Annotated in this window: 1 protein-coding gene; it reads right to left on the reverse strand. The window is 74.6% G+C overall.

What is annotated here, in order from left to right:
* Positions 1-29: 29 nt before the first annotated feature.
* Positions 30-4,615 (reverse strand): non-ribosomal peptide synthetase (locus BZL64_RS37755; RefSeq protein ID WP_143663451.1); only part of this gene is annotated, 4,586 nt, incomplete at its 5' end.

A 4,615-nucleotide genomic window follows, 5' to 3' on the forward strand; every position in this document is an offset into this window, starting at 1 on the left:
CGGAGCCGAGCTGCCCCGCCGTGGCGGCGTCAGCTCCTTCGGCTTCGGCGGGGCAGCTCGGCTCCGTGGGCGCCGCGGTGACGCGGCCAGGGCCGGGCGGCGGCGGCGACCTCGAAGGGGCCGCCGTCGAGTTCCAGGTAGGGGTTCTGCTCGCGGAAGTGCAGGCTGGCCGGGATGGTGCCGTGCCGCATCGACAGCACCACCTTGAAGAGTCCGGCGATACCGGCGGCGGCCTCCAGGTGCCCGATGTTCGTCTTGACCGAGCCGATGGCACACGGGACGGACCCGCTGGGGGCCTCCTCCCCCGACCGCAGCCGCCGGAAGGCGGTGCTCAGGCCGGTGGTCTCGATCGGGTCGCCGAGGGCGGTGCCGGTGCCGTGCGCCTCGATGTAGCCGACGGTGTCCGGGTGGACGTCGGCGGCCCGGTAGGCCTCGACCAGCAGGTCGGCCTGGGCCTCGGGGTCGGGGGCGGTGAGCGAGGTGGTCCGGCCGCCGTGGCCGAGCGCCGCGGCCTTGATCACGGCGTGTACGGCGTCGCCGTCGCGCTCGGCCCGCTCGTGCGGTTTGAGCAGGACGACGCCCGCGCCCTCGCCGCGCACATAGCCGTCGGCGCGGCTGTCGAAGGCCTTGCAGCGGCCGTCGGGGCTGAGCATCTCGCCCTGGCTGAGGGCCTCGTAGACACCGGGGGCCAGGATGAGGCTGACGCCGCCCGCGACGGCCAGGTCGCAGGTGCCGTCGCGCAGGGCGGCGCAGGCCTGGTGAACGGCGGTGAGAGAGCCGGAGCAGGCGGTGTCGACGGCGATGCTGGGACCGCGCAGGTCGAGCGTGTACGACACCCGGTTCGGGACGATCGACAGGGCGGCGCCGGTCAGGGTGTGGCCTTCGGTGGCGCGTCCGGCGGCCCGCTGCACCTCGTGGTAGTCGGAATTGGTGACGGCGATGAACACGCCGACCCGTTTCCCGGCCAGCTCGGAGGGCCGGTACCCGGCGTCCTCGACGGCCTGCCAGACGGTTTCGAGCAGCAACCGCTGCTGCGGGTCCATCAGTTCGGCCTCGCGGGGTGATATGCCGAAGAACGCGGCGTCGAACCGGTCCACGTCCGGGGCGAAGCCGCCCCAGCGGGAGCGGGAGCGCGGGTGGTCACGCCAGTCCCAGCGGTCCGCGGGGATCTCGCCGACCAGGTCGTCGCCGGCGGCGAGGTGGTCCCAGAACTCCCTGAGGTCCATGGAGCCGGGCAGGCGCCCCGCCATACCGATGACGGCGACCTCACGGTCGGCGGGGGCCACCGGGGTCCCGGCCTCGGCGGGGGCCCCGGAAGTCGCGGACCCGGCGGGGACCGCCAGAACTTTGGAGGACCCGGCCGGAGCCGCCTGTCCGGCGGCGGATGCCTGCGTGGCGTTCCCGAAGTGGGCCGTCAGCGCGGCCGGGTGATGCTCCCACAGGTGCTCGGCGAGCGCGTGCAGGGTGCCGCGGCGGTAGAAGAGGGTCGGGTACTCGGTGATGCCGAACGCCGTGCGCAGCCCTGCGCTGAGCGCGGTGAAACTCACGGAGTTCATGCCGGTCTCGCCGAGCGGGGTGTGCGCGCCGATGTCCTCGGGGCGCAGGTCCACCAGGGCGGCGACCATGCGGGCCAGTTCGGCGACGAGGGCCTGCGTGCGGCCGCCGGTGACCTCTGCCGGAGCGCTGGTGCGGGCCGCGGGCGGGGACCCGGCGCCGAAGCGGGCGCGCAGGTCGGCCAGGGGCAGGACGGCCAGCGTGGTGCGGTCGGTCTTGCCGTTCAGGGTGCGCGGGAATCCTGTCACCCTGACCAGGGCGTCGGGCACCATGTGGTCCGGCAGCCAGGCCGCCAGCCGCTCGCGGCGGGGCTCGGCCGCGCCGTCCTCCAGGACGTAGCAGGCGAGCAGGGTGTGCGAGCCCGCTGCCTGTCCACGGGCCACCACGACGGCCTCGCGGACGCCGTCGAGGCGACGCAGGGCCGCCTCGATCTCCTCCAGCTCGACGCGGTGGCCGCGCACCTTGACCTGGGAGTCGAGCCGGCCGAGGTACTCGATCGTGCCGTCGGCGAGCCGTCGTACGAGGTCACCCGTGCGGTACATGCGGGCCTCGGCGCGCTCCGCGAACGGGTCGGGCAGGAAGCGCTCGGCGGTCAGTTCGGGGCGTCCCAGGTAGCCGTCGGCGACACCGTCGCCGCCGATGTACAACTCCCCTGCGACGGCGGTGGGGACGGGCCTGCGCGCGCTGTCGAGGATGTGGAGCGCGGTGTTGGCGATCGGGGCGCCCAGGCCGACCCGGCCGCCCCGGGTGAGGCGGCCCGCCGCCGACCAGATGGTCGTCTCGGTCGGGCCGTAGAGGTTCCACACCTGACCGTTGCCCGCGAGGAGTGCCTCGGCCAGGTCGGCGGGAAGCGCCTCGCCGCCGCACAGCACCTTCAGCGCGGGGTCGCCCTGCCAGCCGGCGGCCAGCAGCATGCTCCAGGTGGCCGGGGTGGCCTGCATGACGGTGGGACGGGCCCGTTCGAGGGCCTCGCGCAGCCGCAGCCCGTCGCGGGCCTCCTCGGCGGAGAGCACCTCCACCGTGCCGCCGGTGACCAACGGCAGGTACAGCTCCAGGCCGGAGATGTCGAAGCAGACGGTGGTGAGGGCCAGCAGGGTGTCGTCGGGTCCGAAGCCGGGCTCGCGGGCCATCGACCACAGGAAGTTGGTCAGCGCCCGGTGCGGCACGCGGACGCCCTTGGGACGGCCGGTGGAGCCGGAGGTGTAGATGACGTACGCGGCGTCGGAGGGGCCGGCCGGGCCGGGCGAGGGCAGGGCCGGCGGCTGCTCGGAGGTGTCGACGACCAGCCGGGGAACAGCCGCGAGGCCGACGCCGGCGGTGGAGTGGGTGAGCAGCAGGTGCAGTCCGGCGTCCTCGGCCATGTAGGCGAGCCGCTCCTGCGGGTAGGCGGGGTCGAGCGGCACGTAGGCGGCGCCGGAGGCCTGGACGGCGAGGAGCGCCACCGGCAGGTCCTGATCCCGCGGGAGCAGCACCCCGACGGTCCGGCCACGGCCCGCTCCGGCGGCGGTGAGCCGGGCGGCGAGTGCGTCCACACGCTCCACGAGTGTGCGGTACGTCAGTTCGGTACCGGCGTGACGGACCGCGACCGCGTCGGGCCGGGCCTCGGCCTGCCGCCGTACGAGTTCCCAGGCCAGGGTGTCGGACGGGTAGCCGGTGGGGGCGGGCGGAGCGAGCCGGGCCCGCTCCTCCTCGGTGAGCAGCTCCAGGTCGGCCACGGGGGTGCCGGGCCCTTCGACGGCGGCGGCGAGGAGGGTGGTGAAGTGGGTGCCGAGGCGGGCCACGGTCTCCTCGTCGAAGAGGCCGGGGTCGTACTTGAGCGTGTAGCGGCAGCCCTGTTCCTGCTCGACGACCTCCAGGGTCAGGTCGAACTCACCTTCCTGGTGCACTCCTTCGACCGGCCCGAGCACCAGGGCGTCCTCGGTTGCGTCGCGGCGGGCGGTGCGGGTCCAGTTCTGGAAGTAGAAGGCGACGTTGAAGGGGGCGCCGGCCCGGGGGTCCGTACGGCGGAGGTCGTCGGCCAGCGTGATCAGCGGGTACGCGCTGTGTTCCAGGGCGTCCAGCACGGTGCGGTGCACGCGGCGGACCAGGCCGCGGAACTCCTCGGCGCCGTCGACGCGTTCGGCCAGCACCACCATGTTCATGAAGTAGCCGAGCGTGTCGTCGAAGCCGTTCGCCGGGCGTCCGGCCGTCGGCGTGCCCACGGCGATGTCGGCCCGGTCGCTGTAGCGGTGCAGCAGGGTGAACCACGCGGCGAGGACGACGCCGAAGAGGGACGTCCGCTCGGCGCCGGCGAGCGCACGGGCCCGGTCGGTGACCGCGGCGGGAATGTGCCCGTCCAGGCTCGCCCCGTGGAAGCCGGGCACGGCCGGGCGGGGCCGGTCGAGCGGCAGTGGCACGGTGGTCCCGCGCCCGCGCAGCCGTTCGGTCCAGTAGGCGCGCAGCCGCCGGCCCTCGGCGCCGGCGAGCAGCTCGCGCTGCCAGGCGGTGAAGTCGGCGTAGCTGCGGGCGGGGCGCTCGGCGGGGAGGGCACGGCCCGCGAGGAGCGCGTGGTAGCCGCGTTCCAGCTCGCCCAGGAGCAGGGCGATGGAGACACCGTCGAAGACCAGGTGGTGGAAGGTCAGCAGCAGCGCGTTGCGGCCGTCACCCAGGGTGTAGAGGGTGGCGCGGACGAGGGGGCCGGCAGCGAGCTCGAAGGGGCGGCGCAGGTCGGCGCGCATCCGGTCACGCAGCCCGGCGTCGGTCCTGGCGGTCAGGAAGACCTGCTGGAAGGGGAGTTCGGGCTCGGTGGCGATCCGGGCGTACGGCCCATCGTCGTCGGCGTGGACGGTTGCCCGCAGTTCGGCGTGCCGGTCGAGGAGGTCCTGGAGGACGGCCCGCAGGGCGAGCACGTCGAGGCCGCGGTCGAGCCAGAGGGCGAGGGGCAGGTTGTAGGCGTAGGTGGCGGGAGCGATCTGTTCGATCACCCAGAGGGCGCGCTGGCCCTCGGACAGGGGGTGGCGGCTCTCCTCGCCGTCCGTGCGCGGGCGCAGGACGCGGGACGCCGCCTCGGTGGCCGGGGAAG

The sequence above is a fragment of the Streptomyces bobili genome, assembly GCF_002154575.1.
Taxonomy (GTDB): Bacteria; Actinomycetota; Actinomycetes; order Streptomycetales; family Streptomycetaceae; genus Streptomyces; species Streptomyces bobili.